The sequence below is a fragment of the Amycolatopsis sp. NPDC004368 genome (genome assembly GCF_053602515.1).
Map to the genome: position 1 here is coordinate 25,626 of NZ_JBSGDT010000053.1, position 17,258 is coordinate 42,883.

Annotated in this window: 17 protein-coding genes; 12 read left to right on the forward strand and 5 right to left on the reverse strand. The window is 69.5% G+C overall.

Going from position 1 to position 17,258, the window contains the following annotated elements; translation table 11 throughout:
- Window positions 1–28: 28 nt before the first annotated feature.
- A complete protein-coding gene (locus tag ACWEOE_RS39540; RefSeq protein ID WP_452018538.1) occupies window positions 29–1,336 on the forward strand; it encodes a bifunctional o-acetylhomoserine/o-acetylserine sulfhydrylase in 1,308 nt (435 codons plus the stop codon).
- Window positions 1,333–2,466 (forward strand): homoserine O-acetyltransferase MetX, encoded by a 1,134-nt coding sequence (gene metX / locus ACWEOE_RS39545; RefSeq protein WP_452018540.1) that lies wholly within the window; start codon window positions 1,333–1,335, stop codon window positions 2,464–2,466. The genes ACWEOE_RS39540 and metX overlap by 4 nt, the downstream gene beginning before the upstream one ends.
- Before the next feature lie 83 nt (window positions 2,467–2,549).
- On the opposite strand, the gene ACWEOE_RS39550 is transcribed toward metX, so the two are convergent.
- Window positions 2,550–3,317, reverse strand: coding sequence for an SGNH/GDSL hydrolase family protein (locus ACWEOE_RS39550; protein WP_452018541.1), 768 nt, complete (start codon window positions 3,315–3,317; stop codon window positions 2,550–2,552).
- Between the two features lie 195 nt (window positions 3,318–3,512).
- On the opposite strand from ACWEOE_RS39550, the gene ACWEOE_RS39555 reads away from it, so the two are divergent.
- The 6 genes from ACWEOE_RS39555 to ACWEOE_RS39580 all read left to right on the forward strand — a co-directional run bounded on the left by ACWEOE_RS39555 (window position 3,513) and on the right by ACWEOE_RS39580 (window position 9,996).
- Window positions 3,513–4,103, forward strand: coding sequence for an SACE_7040 family transcriptional regulator (locus ACWEOE_RS39555; protein ID WP_452018543.1), 591 nt, complete (start codon window positions 3,513–3,515; stop codon window positions 4,101–4,103).
- A 54-nt stretch (window positions 4,104–4,157) separates the two neighbouring features.
- Entirely contained in the window at window positions 4,158–4,655 is a 498-nt protein-coding gene (locus ACWEOE_RS39560) for a hypothetical protein (protein ID WP_452018545.1), read from the forward strand.
- 62 nt (window positions 4,656–4,717) lie between these two features.
- Window positions 4,718–5,068 carry a VOC family protein gene (locus ACWEOE_RS39565; protein WP_452018547.1) on the forward strand — a complete coding sequence of 117 codons (351 nt, stop codon included), beginning with the start codon at window positions 4,718–4,720 and terminating at the stop codon, window positions 5,066–5,068.
- Window positions 5,069–5,237: 169 nt separating this feature from the next.
- Entirely contained in the window at window positions 5,238–6,851 is a 1,614-nt protein-coding gene (locus ACWEOE_RS39570) for a carboxyl transferase domain-containing protein (protein ID WP_452018549.1), read from the forward strand.
- 5 nt (window positions 6,852–6,856) lie between these two features.
- Window positions 6,857–8,842 (forward strand): acetyl-CoA carboxylase biotin carboxylase subunit, encoded by a 1,986-nt coding sequence (locus ACWEOE_RS39575; protein ID WP_452018551.1) that lies wholly within the window; start codon window positions 6,857–6,859, stop codon window positions 8,840–8,842.
- Window positions 8,839–9,996 (forward strand): acyl-CoA dehydrogenase family protein, encoded by a 1,158-nt coding sequence (locus tag ACWEOE_RS39580; RefSeq protein ID WP_452018553.1) that lies wholly within the window; start codon window positions 8,839–8,841, stop codon window positions 9,994–9,996. The genes ACWEOE_RS39575 and ACWEOE_RS39580 overlap by 4 nt, the downstream gene beginning before the upstream one ends.
- 42 nt (window positions 9,997–10,038) lie before the next feature.
- Here the strand turns inward: ACWEOE_RS39580 and ACWEOE_RS39585 are convergent, their stop codons facing one another.
- Entirely contained in the window at window positions 10,039–10,518 is a 480-nt protein-coding gene (locus ACWEOE_RS39585; protein ID WP_452018555.1) for a RidA family protein, read from the reverse strand.
- A gap of 116 nt (window positions 10,519–10,634) precedes the next feature.
- Here ACWEOE_RS39585 and ACWEOE_RS39590 point away from each other — a divergent pair, with 116 nt between their 5' ends.
- From ACWEOE_RS39590 to ACWEOE_RS39600, 3 genes are all read left to right on the forward strand, one after another.
- Window positions 10,635–11,144: a GNAT family N-acetyltransferase gene (locus ACWEOE_RS39590; protein WP_452018557.1), complete on the forward strand. Its 510-nt coding sequence runs from the start codon at window positions 10,635–10,637 to the stop codon at window positions 11,142–11,144.
- Window positions 11,145–11,231: 87 nt separating this feature from the next.
- Window positions 11,232–12,095, forward strand: a complete 864-nt coding sequence (locus tag ACWEOE_RS39595) for an SDR family oxidoreductase (protein WP_452018559.1) — start codon at window positions 11,232–11,234, stop codon at window positions 12,093–12,095.
- 120 nt (window positions 12,096–12,215) lie between these two features.
- Window positions 12,216–13,268, forward strand: coding sequence for an alpha/beta fold hydrolase (locus ACWEOE_RS39600; RefSeq protein WP_452018561.1), 1,053 nt, complete (start codon window positions 12,216–12,218; stop codon window positions 13,266–13,268).
- A gap of 56 nt (window positions 13,269–13,324) precedes the next feature.
- Here ACWEOE_RS39600 and ACWEOE_RS39605 read toward each other — a convergent pair whose 3' ends face one another.
- From ACWEOE_RS39605 to ACWEOE_RS39615, 3 genes are all read right to left on the reverse strand, one after another.
- On the reverse strand, window positions 13,325–13,750 hold the full coding sequence (locus tag ACWEOE_RS39605) for a hypothetical protein (RefSeq protein ID WP_452018563.1): 426 nt from the start codon (window positions 13,748–13,750) through the stop codon (window positions 13,325–13,327).
- Between the two features lie 186 nt (window positions 13,751–13,936).
- The gene (locus ACWEOE_RS39610) at window positions 13,937–15,139 is read right to left on the reverse strand and encodes an acyl-CoA dehydrogenase family protein (protein ID WP_452018565.1); all 1,203 of its coding nucleotides are present in this window, start codon (window positions 15,137–15,139) and stop codon (window positions 13,937–13,939) included.
- A 12-nt stretch (window positions 15,140–15,151) separates the two neighbouring features.
- Entirely contained in the window at window positions 15,152–16,450 is a 1,299-nt protein-coding gene (locus tag ACWEOE_RS39615) for an acyl-CoA dehydrogenase family protein (RefSeq protein ID WP_452018569.1), read from the reverse strand.
- Between the two features lie 254 nt (window positions 16,451–16,704).
- Here ACWEOE_RS39615 and ACWEOE_RS39620 point away from each other — a divergent pair, with 254 nt between their 5' ends.
- Window positions 16,705–17,226, forward strand: a complete 522-nt coding sequence (locus tag ACWEOE_RS39620) for an EF-hand domain-containing protein (RefSeq protein WP_452018567.1) — start codon at window positions 16,705–16,707, stop codon at window positions 17,224–17,226.
- The last annotated feature ends 32 nt before the right edge of the window (window positions 17,227–17,258 follow it).

Below are 17,258 nucleotides of genomic sequence, written 5' to 3' on the forward strand. Positions count from 1 at the left end.
GATCCCATTGAGCCGCAAGGAGAAACTGATGCCGGAAGACGCCTCGGCCTGGTCCTTCGAGACCAAGCAGATCCACGCGGGTGCGGCACCCGACCCCGCGACGGGCGCCCGCGCGACACCGATCTACCAGACCACGTCGTACGTCTTCCGCGACACGCAGCACGGTGCAGACCTCTTCAGCCTGGCCGAGCCCGGCAACATCTACACGCGCATCATGAACCCGACGCAGGACGTGCTCGAACAGCGCCTGGCCGCCCTCGAAGGCGGCGTCGCGGCGCTCGCGTTCGCCTCCGGCTCGGCGGCCACCACCGCCGCGATCCTCACCCTCGCCGGCGCCGGCGACCACTTCGTGTCGAGCCCGTCGCTCTACGGCGGCACCTACAACCTGTTCCACTACACGCTGCCGAAGCTCGGCATCGAGGTCACGTTCGTCGACGACCAGGACGACCCCGAGCAGTGGCGCGCGGCCGTGCGGCCCAACACGAAGGCGTTCTTCGCCGAGACGCTGGCCAACCCGGGCAGCAACGTGCTCGACATCCGCACCGTCGCCGACGTCGCCCACCAGGCCGGCGTGCCGCTGATCGTCGACAACACCGTGCCCACGCCGTTCCTGCTGCGCCCGATCGAGCACGGCGCCGACATCGTCGTGCACTCGGCCACGAAGTACCTCGGCGGCCACGGCACCACGGTCGCGGGCGTGCTGGTGGACGGCGGCACGTTCGACTTCGGCAAGGACCCGGCCCGCTTCCCGGGCTTCACCGAGCCCGACCCCAGCTACCACGGCCTGAAGTACTGGGAAGCGCTCGGCCCGGGCGCCTTCGCGGCGAAGGCCCGCGTGCAGATCCTGCGCGACACCGGCGCGGCCATCTCGCCGCTCAACAGCTTCCTGATCCTGCAGGGCATCGAGACGCTGTCGCTGCGGCTGGAGCGCCACGTCGCCAACGCGCAGGCGCTCGCGGAGTGGCTGGAAGAGCGCGACGAGGTCGAGTCCGTGTACTACGCCGGCCTGCCGTCGAGCAAGTTCTACGCGGCGGCGCAGAAGTACCTGCCGCGCGGCGCCGGAGCGGTGCTGTCGTTCGACCTGCGCGGCGGTGTCGAGGCCGGCCGCAAGTTCGTGGACGGCACCTCGCTGCACAGCCAGCTGGTGAACATCGGCGACGTGCGCAGCCTGATCGTGCACCCGGCCTCGACCACGCACAGCCAGCTCAACCCGGAGGAGCAGCTCACCAGCGGGGTCACGCCGGGCCTGGTGCGCCTGGCCGTGGGGCTCGAGGGCATCGAGGACCTCAAGGCCGATCTCGAGGCGGGCTTCCGCGCCGCCAAGGCGGAACTGTGACGGATTCCGGTGCGCATCTCCTGCCCGTCACCGGTGCGTGGCGGGCAGGGGACCCACCCGGGCGACGGCGGTGGTTCACCGGCCCCGGCGCGATCGCGCTGGAGGCCGGCGGGTCGCTGCCGTCCTACACCCTCGCGTACGAAACGTGGGGGGAGCTCAACGCCGACGGCTCCAACGCGGTCCTCGTCGAGCACGCGCTCACCGGCGACAGCCACATCGCCGGTGAAGCCGGGCCCGGCCACCCCAGCGCGGGCTGGTGGGACGGGCTCGTCGGGCCCGGCAAGGCGCTCGACACCGACTCGCTGTTCGTAGTGGCGCCCAACGTGCTGGGCGGCTGCCAGGGTTCCACCGGGCCGTCGTCGCCCGATCCCGACGGTCGGCCCTACGGCAGCCGCTTCCCGGCCGTGACCGTGCGGGACCAGGTGGCCACGGAGGCCGCGCTCGCCGACGCGCTGGGCATCGACCGTTGGGCCGCTGTCGTCGGTGGCTCGATGGGCGGCATGCGGGCCCTCGAATGGGCGGTCTCGCTGCCCGATCGGGTGGCCGCTGTCCTGGTGCTCGCGTCGACGGCGCGCGCGTCGGCCGAGCAGATCGCCTGGGCCGCACCGCAGCTGCACGCCATCCGCTCCGACCCGGGCTGGCACGGCGGCGACTACTACTCCGCGGCTCCGGGCGGGGGCCCGCACCGGGGCCTCGGCGTCGCCCGCCGGATCGCGCACGTGACCTACCGCAGCGAACCCGAGCTGGCACAGCGCTTCGGCCGCCTGCCGCAGGCCACCGAAGACCCGCTGCGCGGCGGCCGCTTCGCCGTCGAGTCCTATTTGGACCACCACGCCGACAAGCTGGTGCGCCGCTTCGACGCGGGGTCCTACGTGGTGCTCACGGAGTCGATGAACACCCACGACGTGGGCCGCGACCGCGGTGGCGTCGCGGCGGCGCTGGCGCGGGTCCGCGCGCGCACCGTGGTCGCGGGCGTCGACAGCGACCGGCTCTACCCGCTGTACCAGTCCGTGGAGATCGCCGAGGGCGTCGGCGGCGAGACGGCGGTGGTCACCTCGCCGTACGGCCACGACTCGTTCCTGATCGAGACGGGCCAGATCGCGGCGCTGGTCAAGTCGCTGCTGGGCTGAGCGAAAAAGAGGGGCGCCCCACCGGGGCGCCCCTCTTTTTCGATGCCGACTGTTTTCGATGCCGACTGTGGTACCGCCGAAGATCAGCCGATCGCCGACACCAGCGTGTTGTAGTAGCCGCCGCGCTGCCCGGCCGCGGTCGGGTGGTAGGACTCGTCGACCGGCCAGGTCAGGCTGTGCAGGTAGTCACTGGCCGACGAGCAGATGTTGTGCCCCACGAACGCCGAGCGCACGTCCACGAACTGGGCGCCCGCGGCCGCGGCGCGCGAAGCCAGCACCGTGGCCAGCGTGTCGGCGCCGGAGTTGATCGCCGAGCGCTTCGTGTCGCTGAGGCCGACGCTGCAGGAGCCCGGCACGGTGTAGAAGCGCGGGTACGACAGCACCACGAGCTTCGCGTTGGGCGCCTTGGCCTTCACAGCGCGGTAGACGTTGTCCAGCAGGCCCGGGAGCGTGTTCTGCACGTAGGTCTTGGCGGTGTTGACCCGCGCGGTGCAGGTCGAGTCGCTGTTGAGGGTGCAGGTGGTGATCACGTCGGTGAAGCCCGCGTCGTTGCCGCCCACGGTCAGGGTGACCAGGGAAGCGCCCGAGGGCATCGAGTTGATCTGGTTGAGCACGTCGCCGGTCTTCGCGCCCGAGCACGCGAGGAAGGTGAACGACGTGCCGGCGTGGGCGTTGGCGTAGAGCTGGCCGTAGGCGTTGGCGCTGCGCTTGCAGCTGCCCGAGCTGCCGTAGCTCCCGGCGCCCACCCCGGAGGAGTAGGAGTCGCCGAGCGCGACGTAGCTGGTGGCGGCGTTGGCGGTGGTCACCAGGCCGAGTGAAGCGAGAACAGCGACCCCCAGGGCCGCGCACATCCGGAGAAACGTACGTGAGGTGGTACGGGTGGCTTCAGCCATTGGTCACTCCAGTCGTGACGGTTCGACGAGAAGAACCAATACCAGGTGGAATCCACACTCGACAGCCGAAAATCCCAGGTGACCCCACTTGGCTCAAGCACTAAGTAGGGCCGGAAGTTAGCGGTCGCTAACCCGCCGCCCTACTATGAGCGGATGCCGGCGAACCTCACCCCACTCGTCAATGGCGAGAAGGCGAACAGGCGTGAACAGATCATGGCCGCGGCCGCCGAACTGTTCGCCCACCACGGCTTCCACGGCGTCGGCATCGACGACATCGGCGCGGCCGTCGGCATCTCGGGCCCGGCGCTGTACCGCCACTTCCGCAGCAAGGACGCCATCCTCGGCGAGATGCTGAACTCGATCAGCCACTACCTGCTCGAAGGCGGCACCGACCGGGCCGAGACCCGTGGCACGCCGCCCGAGCTGCTCGAAGCCCTCGTGCGGTTCCACGTGGGTTTCGCGCTCGATCACCCGGCGCTGATCACCGTGCAGGAACGCAACCTGGCGAACCTCACCGACAGTGACCGCAAGCAGGTGCGCGCGCTCCAGCGCCAGTACGTCGAGGTGTGGGTGCGCGCGATCCGCGACGCGATCCCCGGCCTGTCCGAACGCGAGGCCCGCTCGGCGGCACACGCCGTGTTCGGCTTGATCAACTCGACGCCCTACAACCGCCATCTCGGTGACGCGGAGCTGTCCGAGCTGCTCTGCCGGCTCGCTCTGGGCGCACTTTCGGCGGCGGGCTGATCACCCGGATTCGGGGTATCCCCACGGAAGCCGGTGCTGGTGTTTGATAGGCACGTGACCCCGGACCGGAGCGAGGACGAGCAGCGGCTCGTGGAGAAGGCGCAACGCGCACTCGTCGCCATCAGCCTCGGCGAGGACGCCGAGGCGCTCGAAGAGGTCACCCCGTCGTCCGACGAGGCGCAGGCCCGGTCGGAGGAGACGAAGGAGCTCATGCTCCTGCTCTTCGGCGAGTGCAGCACCATGGTGTCCACGCTCGGTGACGGCGGCACGGCCCCGGTGAAGGTGCAGGTCTTCGACGAGGACGGCGAAGAGGTCTCCATCGACCAGGCCGACCCACCCGTGCGCACGGCCGTGCGCACGCTGCTGGCCGAGGTGCACGGCAACACCGCCGCCGCGCGTGAGCAGGTGGAGATCGCACTGGCCAACGCGGCACCCGACGAGGTCGACAGCCTCGTGCTGCAGGCGCTGCGCTGGACGATCCGGCTGTCGGTCGAATGCCTCGAACGCGATCTGCCCGTCGCCGACTGGATTTCCGAGGCGGTCACCGACTGAGACCCGCCCAGAGGGGCGTCGGAGGGCGGCGATCAAGCCGCCGCGCTGGCAGGATTCGCGGCATGGAACGTGTGCTCGGTATCGGCGGCTGCTTCATCCGTGCCGCGGACCCGGCGGCCCTGGGCGCCTGGTACCGCGACTGCCTCGGCCTCGACGCCGACGAACACGGGCTGTGGGAGCAACAGCCCGGTCCCACCGTTTTCGCGCAGTTCGAGGCGGGCACCGACTACTTCCCGCGGTCGCAGCAGGTCATGCTCAACTTCCGCGTGCGCGATCTCGACGCCATGCTCGCGCAGCTGCGGGACAAGGGTGCCGAGGTATCGGCCGACGTCCAGGAGATGGCCGGCGTCGGCCGTTTCGGCTGGGTCGCCGACCCCGAGGGCAACCGCGTCGAGCTCTGGCAGCCCGCCTAGTCCGTCTCACCTACCGAGCGTCCGCTTGGCCGAAAAGGTGCGCTCCACACCACATCCCCGCGCGTCGCCCTCGGGTGGACAGGCACGTTAGCGGTCGCTAACATCCGAACGGGAGTTAACGACCGCTAACGTTGTGAATCACTGAACGCCAACGTCTCGACGGGGAGTCATGGACACGCCGGTACTGAGCAGTTCCGCGGATCCGCGCAGCGACGCGTTCGCGCGCAGCGTCACCTCGCACGGCGAGCTCGTCGAGGACCTGCGCAAGCGCCTCGCCGCCGCCCACCTCGGCGGGCCGGAGAAGTCCCGCGCCCGGCACGTCGAGCGCGGCAAGCTGCTGCCGCGCGACCGCGTCGACACGCTGCTCGACCCGGGTTCGCCGTTCCTGGAGCTCTCGCCGCTCGCGGCCAACGGGCTCTACGACGACGAGGCGCCGAGCGCGGGGATCATCACCGGCGTCGGACGGGTCTCGGGGCGCGAGTGCGTGATCGTGGCCAACGACGCCACCGTGAAGGGCGGCACGTACTACCCGCTCACCGTGAAGAAGCACCTGCGCGCCCAGGAAGTGGCGCTGCACAACAACCTTCCGTGCATCTACCTCGTCGACTCGGGTGGCGCGTTCCTGCCGCGCCAGGACGACGTGTTCCCCGATCGCGAGCACTTCGGGCGCATCTTCTACAACCAGGCCACGATGTCCGCGCGCGGCATCCCGCAGATCGCCGCGGTGCTCGGCTCGTGCACCGCCGGTGGTGCCTACGTTCCGGCCATGAGCGACGAAGCGGTCATCGTTCGCAATCAGGGCACGATTTTCCTCGGCGGCCCGCCGTTGGTGAAGGCCGCGACCGGTGAGGTCGTCACCGCGGAGGAGCTGGGCGGGGGTGACGTGCACTCGCGCCAGTCGGGTGTCACCGACCACCTCGCCGACGACGACGCCCATGCGCTGCGCATCGTCCGCGACATCGTCTCCACGCTCGGCCCGCGCACGCCGCGGCCGTGGGACGTGCGGCCCGTCGAGGAGCCGGCCGTGGACCCGCGGGAGCTCTACGGTGTGGTGCCCACGGATTCACGCACGCCGTACGACGTGCGCGAGGTGATCGCGCGCGTGGTCGACGGCAGCCGGTTCTCCGAGTTCAAGAAGGAGTACGGCTCGACGCTCGTCACCGGTTTCGCCCACATCCACGGCCACCCGGTGGGCATCATCGCCAACAACGGCGTGCTGTTCGCCGAGTCGGCCATGAAGGGCGCGCACTTCATCGAGCTGTGCGACCGCCGCTCGATTCCCTTGGTGTTCCTGCAGAACATCACCGGGTTCATGGTCGGCAAGGCCTACGAGGCCGGCGGCATCGCCAAGCACGGCGCGAAGATGGTCACGGCCGTCGCGTGCGCGCGGGTGCCCAAGTTCACCGTGATCATCGGCGGCTCGTTCGGCGCCGGGAACTACTCGATGTGCGGCCGGGCGTATTCGCCGCGGTTCCTGTGGATGTGGCCCAACGCGCGGATTTCCGTGATGGGTGGCGAGCAGGCGGCGTCGGTGCTCTCGACCGTGCGCCGCGACGCGATCGAGGCGCGCGGCGGCGAGTGGTCGACCGAGGATGAAGAGACGTTCAAGGACCCGATCCGCGAGCAGTACGAGCACCAGGGCAGCCCGTACTACTCCACCGCGCGGCTGTGGGACGACGGCGTGATCGACCCGGCGGACACCCGCACGGTGCTCGGGCTCGCGCTGTCGGCCGCGGCCAACGCGCCCTTGCCCGAGGTCAACTACGGCGTCTTCCGGATGTGATGCGAGTGTTCAGCACTGTTCTGGTCGCCAACCGCGGTGAGATCGCCGTCCGCGTGATCCGCTCGCTTCGTGAGCTGGGCATCCGCTCGGTCGCGGTGTACAGCGACGCGGACGCCGACGCCAAGCACGTGCGCGAAGCCGACACCGCGGTGCGGATCGGCCCGGCCGAAGCGGCGAAAAGCTATTTGTCGATTCCGGCGATCGTCTCGGCGGCCCGGGTGACGGGTGCGCAGGCCGTGCACCCGGGCTACGGGTTCCTGGCCGAGAACGCCGCGTTCGCCCGGGCGTGCGAAGAGGCCGGGCTGGTGTTCATCGGCCCGCCCGTCGCCGCGATCGAGCAGATGGGCGACAAGATCCGGGCCAAGGCCACGGTTTCCGCGGCCGGCGTGCCCGTCGTTCCCGGCGTGTCCGATGTGGACATTCCGGAGGGCGGTTTCGCCTCGGCGGTGGCCGGGGTGGGGTATCCGGTGCTGCTGAAGCCGTCCGCGGGCGGTGGCGGCAAGGGCATGCGGCTCGTGCACTCCGCCGACGAGCTCGAAGCGGCGGTCGAGTCCGCTCGGCGCGAGGCCCGCGGCTCGTTCGGCGACGACACGCTGCTGGTGGAGCGGTTCGTCACCACTCCGCGCCACATCGAGATCCAGGTACTGGCCGACGCCCACGGCACGGTGCTGCACCTCGGCGAACGCGAGTGCAGCCTGCAGCGGCGCCACCAGAAGATCATCGAAGAGGCACCCTCGGTGCTGCTCGACTCGGCCACGCGCGCGAAAATGGGCGCTGCCGCGGCCGAAGCCGCGCGGTCCGTCGGCTACGTCGGCGCCGGCACGGTCGAGTTCATCATGTCCGCGCACGACCCGGACGAGTTCTTCTTCATGGAGATGAACACGCGGCTGCAGGTGGAGCACCCGGTCACGGAGATGGTGACGGGCCTCGACCTCGTGGCGTGGCAGGTGCGCGTGGCTGCCGGTGAGCCGCTTACCCTGAAGCAGGAGGACGTTCGTCTCGAAGGTCACGCCGTGGAAGCCCGGGTCTACGCCGAGGATCCCGCGCGGGGTTTCATCCCGACCGGGGGCACGGTGCTCGCTGTGCACGAGCCGTCGGGCGACGGCGTGCGCGTGGACTCGTGGCTGACCGAGGGCGCGGTGATCGGGTCGAACTACGACCCGATGCTGGCCAAGGTGATCGCGTACGGGCCTGACCGCACGTCGGCGCTGCGCAAGCTCGACCGGGCATTGAGCGACACGGCGGTGCTGGGCCTGGGGACCAACGTCGCGTTCCTGCGCGGGCTGCTCGCCGACGACGACGTGCGGGCCGGGCGCCTCGACACGGAGCTGGTGGACCGTCGGCTGTCCTCGCTGGTGTCGTCGGAGGTGCCGGCTTCGTTCTTCGTGGCGGCGGCATTGGACCGGCTGCTTTCGTTGCAGCCTTCCGGTGCCGTGGTGGATCCGTGGGAGGTGCCCAGCGGCTGGCGCGTCGGCGGCGGAGGCGGTGTCACCTTCCGGCTGCGGGCCGGCGAGGTCCAGGCCAGGGTGCGCGTGACGGGTTCTGTTTCGGCCGCAACGGTTCAGGTCGACGACGGTGAGCCGGTGCGGGCGTCGGCTTCGCGGGTCGGCGACGTGCTCGAGGTGCGGCGGGACAGCGGGATCGAGCGTTACCGCCGCGCCGATGGTCCACAGCGGACGGTCTGGCTCGCGCGCGACGGCTTCGGGTTCGCGTTCGCGGACCAGGAAGTGCGGCTGGCTTCACGCGGTGAGGCGGCCGGTGCCGGGCCGGTGAAGAGCCCGATGCCCGGCACGGTGCTCGTGGTGAAGGTCGCCCAGGGCGACGTGGTCGCGGCCGGCGCGCCGTTGCTGGTCGTCGAGGCGATGAAGATGGAACACACCGTGACCGCGCCGATCGACGGTGTGGTGAGCGAGCTTTCGGCGCGCGCGGGCCAGCAGGTGGCGCTGGACGAGACCCTGGCCGTGGTGAGCCCGAACGAGGAGCAGTCATGATCGACTTCCGGCTGGACGAAGAGTACGAGGCGCTGCGCAAGACGGTCGAGGACTTCGCGCACCACGAGGTCGCGCCCGTGATCGGGCCGATGTACGAGAAGGAAGAGTTCCCGTACGCGATCGTCGCGAAGATGGGCGAGATGGGGCTGTTCGGCCTGCCGTTCTCCGAGGAGTTCGGGGGCATGGGCGGTGACTACTTCGCGCTGTGCCTGGCGCTGGAGGAGCTCGCCCGCGTCGACTCGTCGGTCGCGATCACGCTGGAGGCGGGCGTCTCGCTGGGTGCGATGCCGATCTACCGCTTCGGCACGCAGGAGCAGAAGGAAACCTGGCTCCCCGCGCTGTGCTCCGGCGAGGCCCTCGGCGGCTTCGGCCTCACCGAACCGGGCGGTGGCTCCGACGCCGGCGCCACCCGCACCCGCGCCAGGCTCGACGGCGACGACTGGGTGATCAACGGCAGCAAGGCCTTCATCACCAACTCCGGCACCGACATCACGCGGCTGGTCACCGTCACCGCCGTCACCGACGTGATGGAGAACGGCCGCAAGGAGATCTCCGCGATCATCGTGCCGTCGGGAACTCCGGGCTTCGCCGTGGCACCCAAGTACTCCAAGGTCGGCTGGAACTGCTCCGACACCCACGAATTGTCCTTTGCGGACGTTCGCGTTCCTTCGTCGAACCTGGTGGGCATCCGCGGCCGCGGCTACGCCCAGTTCCTGTCCATCCTGGACGAGGGCCGCGTCGCGATCGCCGCGCTGAGCGTCGGCCTGGCCCAGGGCTGCGTCGACGAATGCCTGAAGTACGCCAAGGACCGCGTCGCCTTCGGCCACCGCATCGGTGAGTACCAGGCGATCCAATTCAAGATCGCCGACATGGAGGTGCGCACCCACACCGCCCGCCTCGCCTACTACCAGGCGGCCTCGAAGATGCTCCGTGGCGAACCGTTCAAGAAGGAAGCGTCCATCGCGAAGCTCGTCGCCTCCAACGCCGCCATGGACAACGCCCGCGACGCCACCCAGATCCACGGCGGCTACGGCTTCATGAACGAATACCCGGTCAGCCGCTTCTACCGCGACGCGAAGATCCTGGAGATCGGGGAGGGGACCAGTGAGGTGCAGCGGATGCTGATCGCGCGGCACCTCGGTGTGGCCGGCTGAGGTTCATCCCTTGCGCCGCGAGAGCTCAACAGCGTGCTGCGGCTAATCGATCGCCACTTCCGCCTCGATCTCCACCGGAACCCCGAACGGCAGCTCGGCGAGCCCGACCGCCGAGCGCGCGTGCTCACCCGCTTCCGGGCCCCACAGCTGCACGATGAGTTCGGAAAACCCGTTGATCACGGCGGGCGTGCGGGCGAATCCCGGCGCGGTGTTGACCATGCCGAACACCCGCAGCCAAGCGGTGACGCGGTCGAGGTCACCGAGCTCGCGCTTCAGCGAACCGAGCATCGCGAGCGCCGTCAGGCGGGCCGCCTCGTACGCCTGCGCCTCGGTGACTTCGGCACCGACCTTGCCGAACGGGCCGGCGATCGAACCGTCGGGCAGCTGCGGCCCGTGGCCCGAAACGAACGCCCGACCCCGGAACACCCGTACCCACGGAAAGGCGAGCGTGACCCCGGGTGGCGGGCTCAGCGGCTCGGGCATCTGCAGGCCGAGCTCGGCCAGGCGATTTTCGATGCGCACGAACGAGAGTTTACCGTGGGTGGAAAGCTGCTTGCCCGGTTGAACTGAAGACCGTTACGACGGCTCGACCGTCCGGGCGGTGGTCCTCAAGCCGCGGTGGGCGTAGAACGTCGAAGATGGGGACTTTCGCGATCCGCCCCGGCGAGGCCGCCGACGCCGATACGTTGCTGCGCTTCTTCGACGAGGCCGTCGAGTGGCTCGTGCCGCGCGGCAGCAGCGGGCAGTGGGGCGACCAGCCGTGGAGCAGCATCCCGCACCGCGCGTCGCGGGTGGCGGACATGGCGAAGGAGCCCGGCCTGCGCATCGCCGAAGTCGACGGTGAGCCAGCGGGTGCGCTGATCGTCCAGGAGAAGTGCCCGAACCACGTGCCGCCGCCGGGTGAGAACGAGCTGTACATCGGGCTGCTCATCACGTCGCGCCGGTTCGGCGGGCAGCGGGTGGGCGCGCGGCTGCTCGACCACGCGCTGGCCGAAGCGCGGCGACGGGGCATCGGCCTGGTGCGCGTGGACTGCTGGGCCGGCGGCGACGGCGCGCTGCAGCGCTACTACGAGAGCCAGGGCTTCACGCCCACCGTGCGCTTCAACGTCGGTGGCTGGATCGGTCAGGTCTTCGAGCGGCGCGCCTGATCGGGGCATCCGACTGGCGTTCCCGGACCCGCGGGGGCACGATATTGACACGACGCCAATAGTGCCCCGAATCAGGAGGAGCCCATCATGGCCAAGCAGCCACGAACGCTGTCCGGGAAGGTCATCGTCATCACCGGGGGCGCGCAGGGCATCGGGGCGGCCACGGCCACCGCGCTCAAGCGGCTCGGGGCGCGGGTCGTGCTCGGCGACCTCGACCACGTCCGCGCGGAGAAAACGGCGGGTGAGCTGGGGCCCGAGGCCGTGGCGCTGCCGCTGGACGTGACCGACACACGAGCGTTCACCGAGTTCCTCGACGAGGTCGAACGCCAGGTCGGGCCCATCGACGTGCTGATCAACAACGCCGGGATCATGCCGCTCGCCCAGCTCGACGAAGAGGACGACGCGACGACGCGGCGCATGCTGGGGATCAACCTGCACGCCGTCATCCACGGCACGCGCGAAGCCGTGAAGCGGATGAAGCCGCGGGGGACCGGGCACATCGTGAACGTCGCGTCGATGGCCGGGAAGTCGGGCTTCCCCGGCGCGGCCACGTACTGCGCGACCAAGCACGCCGTGGTCGGGCTGTCGGAGGCGGTGCACCTCGAGCTGCGGGGCACGGGCGTGTCGGTGTCGTGCGTGATGCCGGCCGTGGTGCGCACGGAGCTGGCGTCGGGGCTCGGGGAGGCGAAGTTCATCAAGTCCGTGGGGCCCGAGGACGTCGCGGCCGCGATCGCCGATGCCCTGAAATACCCGAAGTTTGATGTTTTCGTGCCGAAATCCCTGGATTTCACGGGCCGGATCACGCGGCTGTTTCCGCGGGCCTTCGGCGAATGGTTCGTGCGCGCGCTCGGCGGTGATCAGCTGCTGGCGGCGGCCGTGCATTCCCCGGCCCGGGCCGACTACGAGTCCCGCGCAGCTCAGAGCGCTCCGGCGGCCGACGCGGGGAAGTAGGTTTCCGGTCGGCGGACACTGTCCGAAATGGACGTGCTTGCCGGGTGCTTGCAAGTGTGGCGGTGTTGATGCCGCCCGTCCCGCCGGGCAAGATTGCCTCCGAGAGCTCAGGAGGCGCACATGGTTTCACCCACGGCCCGGCTGGCCGCCGCGGCCTCGAACGTCGTGGGGAAGGTGCTGCACGGCGGCGTCGCCGACCTGCGCCCGATGCCCCGGGTGCTCATTGACCAGGGCCCCAACCGCTCGCTCTACCGCATGACCCACGGCGGCGCGCCGGTGTCGGGGCCGCCGATCCTGCTCGTGCCGCCGCTGGCCGCGCCCGCGCTGTGCTTCGACCTGCGTCGCGGCTGCAGCCTGATCGAGCACCTCGTGGAGGCCGGGCGCAACGTCTACCTCGTCGACTACGGCAACGTCGCGTTCTCCGACCGGCGCCTCGGCATCGAGCACTGGATCGACGAGGTCCTGCCGCGCGCGATCCGCAAGGTGAGCGACGACGCGGGCGGCGAGGGGGTGCACCTGGTGTCGTGGTCGCTGGGCGGGATCTTCTCGCTGCTGGTGAACGCCGACCAGCCGGACCTGCCGATCGAGTCGATCACGGCCATCGGCTCGCCGGTCGACTTCACGGCGATCCCGATCGTCGCGCCGTTCCGCCCGCTGGTCGACCTCACGGGCGGCCACCTGCTCACGCCCGTCTACCGCGCGTTCGGCGGGGCACCGTCCTATTTGGTCAGCCGCGTGTTCCGCGCGACGGGCATCAGCAAGGAGATCACGAAGCCCATCGCGATCCTCTCGCACCTCGACGACCGCGACTACCTCGCGCAGATCGAGGCCGTGGACCACTTCATGGACAACATGTACGCCTACCCGGGTCGCACGTTCGGGCAGCTGTACCACCGCCTGTTCCGCACCAACGACCTCGCCGAAGGCACCGTCGACCTCAACGGGCGCAAGATCAGCCTGTCGGACGTGAAGGCGCCGGTGCTCGTCGTCGCGGGCGAGAACGACACAATCGCGCCGCAGGCTTCGGTGGAACGCGTGGTACGGCTGCTGGACAACGCGCCGGAAGTGCGCTTCCGCACCGCGCCCGGCGGCCACCTCGGCGTGCTGACGGGACGCCGGGCGCGCGGCACCACGTGGACTTACCTGGACGAATTCCTCGACGAGCGCGCTTAGTTCCGTAGGTGAAGAGCGGGCCACCACGAGGGTGGCCCGCTCTTGTCCGATTCGGATCAGATCGAGGGTGCGGCACCTCGCTGCGCATTGAGCCATTCGCGGACGTCTTTGTGCAGCAAACCACGCAGTGCGATGGCGGCGAAGACGATCGGCAGCACACCGGCCACGCCCGAGCTGACGATCGTGATGATGCCGTTGATCACGATGATCGCCTCGACCACGATCGCCGTCACCCACGGCCACTTCTTGCCCGACGGCAGCGTGATCGCGCAGACGACGAGGACCGCGATCATGAGCACGTTGATCACGAGGTTCACGATCACCAGCCCGGCGACGCCGGAGTCGTCCAGCGTCGAGCCCAGTCTGGCTGCGATGACCAGCAAGAGGATCGAGCCCAGCGCGAGGATGCCGGCCTGGACCCACATGAAGATCCGCGCCTGGCCCAGGCCTTTCGGCGGGCCGTAAACCCCAGGGTTTGTCATGCGGGGAAGGGTAAGGCAAAGGTGCGGAAAAGGATCGTCAGGAGATCAATCCGATATTCCGCACCTTCGCCGCGAATTGTACTGCGGGTTGGTGAAAAACTCACTTGAGCGCGAAGATCAAACGCGGCCCCCGTGATGACGGTGTCCAATTGCCTTGGTGGGTAGGTGTCGTGGTGCACCCCGTGGTTACTTGAGCTGCGCCGAAGTCTTTCCCAGCACTCGCCGGGCGACGATGAGCTGCTGGATCTGTTGCGTCCCCTCGAAGATGTCCAGGATCTTCGCATCCCGAGCCCACTTCTCCAGCAGCGATTCCTCCGTGTACCCGTACACGCCCACCAGTTCAACGCACTTCAACGTCACATCCACCACCGTCCGCCCGGCCTTGGCCTTCGCCATCGAGGCCTGCAGTGAGTTGGGCTTGCGGTTGTCCGCCATCCACGCCGACTCCAGTGTGAGCAGGTACGCGGACTCGAAGTCGGCCTCCAGGGCCAGCCAGGTGGCGGCGGCGGGGTGCTGGGGTGGGCGGTCGTAGTCGATGGTGACGCCCGCGGAGGCCAGGATGTGTCGGGTTTCGTCCAGGGCGGCGCGGGCGACGCCGACGGCCATGGCCGCGACGAGGGGGCGGGTGTTGTCGAACGTCTGCATGACACCGGCGAAGCCCTTGGCCGTGTCGATGTCCGGCGTGCCCAGCAGATTCTCCCGGGGGACGCGGCAGTTGTCGAAGCGCAGGACGGCTGTGTCGGACGCGCGGATGCCCAGCTTGTGTTCCACGCGGACGACCTCGAAGCCCGGAGTGCCCTTTTCGACCACAAAGGACTTGATCGCCGCACGGCCCTTCGAACGGTCCAAAGTGGCCCAGACGACCACGGCGTCGGCGCGCTGGCCCGAAGTCACGAAGATCTTCTCGCCGTTGAGCACGTAGTCGTCGCCGTCGAGGACGGCGGTCGTGGTGATCGCGGCGGAGTCGGAGCCGCAGTCGGGTTCGGTGATGGCCATGGCGGCCCAGAGGCCGGAGAAGCGGGCGAGCTGCTCGTCCGTGGCGACGGAGCTGATGGCCGCGTTGCCGAGGCCCTGGCGGGGCATCGACAGCAGGAGCCCGACGTCACCCCAACACATCTCGATGGTGCCGAGTACGACGTTGAGGTTGGCGCCGTTGCGGTTGCCCTCACCCGAGGAATCACGGGAGCGGCGCACGCCCGCCGCGCCGGCGCCGCCCTCGCCGGAGGAGTTGAGGCCGTCCAGCAGCGCCGCGAACATGTCCAATTCGGACGGATAGGTGTGCTCGGCGCGGTCGTACTTGCGCGAGATCGGCCGGAACACCTCGGCCGCGGCCTGGTACGCCTGGTTGATCAGCGTGCCGGCCTTCTTCGGAACTTCGAGGTTGATCATGGAAATGCCTTTCTAGAGGAGGACGGCGCCTTCCATCACGCCGATCGCTCGCAAGTCCCGGTACCAGCGCTCCACGGGGTGTTCCTTCACGAAACCGTGCCCGCCCAGCAGCTGCACGCCCGCGTTGCCGATGCGCATTCCCTTGTCCACGGCCAGTTTTCGTGCCAGCGCGGCCTCGCGCGCGTACTCCTTGCCCTGCTCGGCCCGCGCCGCCGCGCGCAGCGTGACCAGGCGCAGGCCTTCGAGCTCGATGGCGATGTCGGCGACGGAGAACGCGACCGCCTGCCGGTGGCTGATGGGCTCGCCGAACGCGGTGCGCTCGTTGACGTACGGCACCACGTAGTCGAGCACGGCCTTCGCCGTGCCGGCCGCCAGCGCCGCCCAGCCCAGCCGCGACAGGCGCACGACCTCGGTGAACACCTCGGCCTTTCCGCCGCCCAGCAACGCACCCGCCGGCAGCGCGACCTTGTCCAGGTGCAGCTTGCCGGTCGCGGCGCCGCGCAGGCCCATCGCCGGCTCGGCCTCCACCGTCACGCCCGCCGACGACGACTCGACCAGGAACAACGCCGGGCCGCGGCCTTCGAGATCGGCCGACACGAGGAACAGCTCCGCCTCCGCAGCACGCGGTACCAGCGACTTCACGCCGTCGAGCCGGTAACCCTTCGGCGTGCGCTTGGCCTTCGTGGCGGGCTTGAACGGGTCGAACAGCGGCGTGCGCTCGAGCAATGCCAGCGCTGCGGCGGGCACGTTGTCGCCGGCGAACGCGGGTACGTAATCGGCCTGCTGCTGCTCGTCGCCCCAGGCGACCAGCGCCGTGCTGACCGCCGAGGGCGCGAGCACCGCCACGGCCAGCCCCATGTCCCCGTGCGCGAGGGCCTCGGCGACGAGCGCGTTGGTGACCACGGAACGTTCCGTACCCGCCCCGCCCAGCTCCTCCGGGATGCTCAGGACGCTGATGCCCAGCTCGGCCGCGCGCGTGAGCAGGCCCTCGGGCGCCGCGAGCTTGGCGTCGGCGTCGGCGGCCGCGGGTCGCAGCTGCTCGGCGGCGAACTCGGTCACCGTTTCCGTGATGAGCTGCTGCTCTTCGCTCGGCGTGAGGTCGAACAGCCCCCTGTCGTCCTGCGCGGGGGCGAGCCGCGCGGGCTTGCCGAGCCGTCGCACCGACTTGAACGAGCGCGTGGCCGCTCCCGCTGCGCGGAAACCGTTGCGGGTGCCCGCTTTGACCAGGTTCTGCACGGGTCCGCGCAGCCCGGCCTTCTCGATCACGCTGCTCCCGGCCAGCCGGGTGAGCGCGGCCAGGCCGAAGCCCATCGCGTCTCGTTTCCTCGCCGCAGCCATGTGGCCTCTCCCTCGCGTTACCTACTGGCGAGTAGGTTAGCACGGGCCGGACGATCTCGCGTGGCAGTGCGTCACCGGTGGTGGATCGAACGGCCGAACTGCTGCGCTTCTCCGGTGAATTCGCCGGGTGACGGCAATTGCACTCTTTAGTGTGGAAACGGTTTCACGGTTACCTGCCCCTCGGCACACTTCGATGTGGAATTTTCGCCGGAATGATGTGGGGAGTCATGGCCGTCACTGCCGAAGATCGGACCAAGGTCGTTTTCGAATTGTTCGACGTTGATCACAGTGGGTACCTCGAGGAGAGCGATTTCGCGGCGATGTCCAGCCGCGTCGAGCAGGTGGCGGACGGCTCGACGGACGCGGCGAAGGCGGCCTTGAGCGCGTCGTTCGGCAAGTGGTGGACCACCGTCGAACGCGAGCTGGACGCCAACCGCGACGGCAAGGTGAGCTACGACGAGTTCACCGCGTGCGTCCTCTCGCCCGAGAAGTTCGACGACACCGTCACCGACTTCGCCGACGCCCTCTCAGCACTGGGCGACCCCGACGGCGACGGCCTGATCGAACGTCCGCTTTTCACCGCTTTGATGCTGGCCATCGGTTTCTCCCCGGCGAATGTCGATGCATTGTTCGACTTTTTCCAACCGAACGACGACGACCGCATCACCGTCCGGATTTGGCGCGACGGCATCGTCGAGTACTACCACCCGACCAAACCGGATGTCGCCGGCAACTACCTGGTTCCCTGACGTTCCGGCGCGGCGGCAGGTGCACCTGCCGC